This is a genomic window from Candidatus Eisenbacteria bacterium (genome assembly GCA_030017955.1).
Classification (GTDB): domain Bacteria; phylum Eisenbacteria; class RBG-16-71-46; order JASEGR01; family JASEGR01; genus JASEGR01.
In genome coordinates this window covers 1-1352 of sequence record JASEGR010000228.1, presented here as the reverse complement: position 1 = coordinate 1352, position 1352 = coordinate 1, and the positions used below count along the sequence as shown (strand labels likewise).

Annotated in this window: 2 protein-coding genes; both read right to left on the bottom strand. The window is 54.7% G+C overall.

The genetic code is table 11. The features are described from left to right. Positions 1-340: 340 nt before the first annotated feature. Entirely contained in the window at positions 341-811 is a 471-nt protein-coding gene (locus QME66_13905; protein MDI6810035.1) for a hypothetical protein, read from the bottom strand. After that, a partial coding sequence (locus tag QME66_13900; GenBank protein ID MDI6810034.1) for a hypothetical protein occupies positions 808-1352 on the bottom strand: 545 nt, incomplete at its 5' end. The genes QME66_13905 and QME66_13900, both read right to left, overlap by 4 nt.

The window sequence follows — 1352 nt, the reverse complement described above, 5'->3', positions numbered from 1 at the left end:
CTGCGGGCAATCTGCACGTACTGATATCGACCTGCGCGTGTCACGCGAAAGAACATGGCGTCTCCCTTTGCCTACGCCATGTACACTGCGCACCGTGCCCATGCAACCGGAAAACAGCATCACCGCGATTTATTGCCAACACATTTCGACTTCGGCAAAAATCCACTCGCGGAATTCCTTCGGAAAATCGTGAATTCGGCAAGGAATCAGACGCGAAACTGTAGAAGATGGGTCTAACACCTCCCGCCCACCAAGTCAATCAGCCATTTGTGCAATGTGAAGATGTGACCCCAATGCCCTCCGTCAGAGAGGGGAAGGAATTGTGTAGGAGACAGGGCGTCTATTCCCGTTTGAATGGCCCAACCGCAATGACAGACCCTTTCTGGTACCGCACGACGCAGTATCTCGACGGATCTCCTTTGATGATTCCTGGGTACGGCCCAACACTGACATACTGTCGCGGGACGGTGATCAGGATTTCCTGTGGACCAAACTGCATTTCGTATTGTGTGTCACAGTAGGACATCTGCTGTCCTGCTGCCTGATCTGGCGCGACTGGGCAACTGTAAATCGGTGAGACGGCAGGAAGCAAACCGGCGTTCACAACCTCTGCGAGATTTGTCGGCAAGCGTTCGTACTGAATATCGAACCGGGCGATCCCCTTTCGGATGGCTTCTGCATTCACAAAAATAGCTTCATACAATTTGCGTCGGGGAGACTGTGATCGAGCGATCAAGAGGAAAGCAACTCCGGCTAAGAGCAGGACCAAAGGAACAACGAGAGCAAGCCACTTGGAAGTCCTCGCTTTCACTTCGGGCAGTCATCCCCAGAGTACTCTACCGTGAGATTGTACTTCTTGGCCTTCTTCTGGGCGGACTTAAAGAGCATGTTTGGGGTCAGCCCCGATCCGAGATCGTAACCTGCTGCCTCCAGGACGCGAGCTACATATGTTGAGCAATACAATCGCGCAGTGCCCTGTGGCCCCATATATCCCGTGTCAATTGCCTCGCGAACGATGTCGTCCGAAGTGGGAGCGCCGAAGACGCCATGCTTCAATATCTTGTCCGGCAGCGTAACCATGCCAAGATCGCCCTCTGCGGCTCTAGCGGCATCAAGATTCTTGTACACCGTGCTACTACGCAGCTCTCCATGCCGCTGGTTGCCAGAAGGCTTCGCTGCATCCCGAACAAGCACTCCGCCACCTGGAAGATCAACGGCGATGCTGACATGCCCAACATTCGGGTCAAATGCGGTTCCCCGATAACCACGCATGAGGATGTGCGCGTCTAGTCCGAGGGGATCGATGCCCGCGAGCGGGTTACCGTTGGCGTACGCGTACAGGTTCGCCCCAC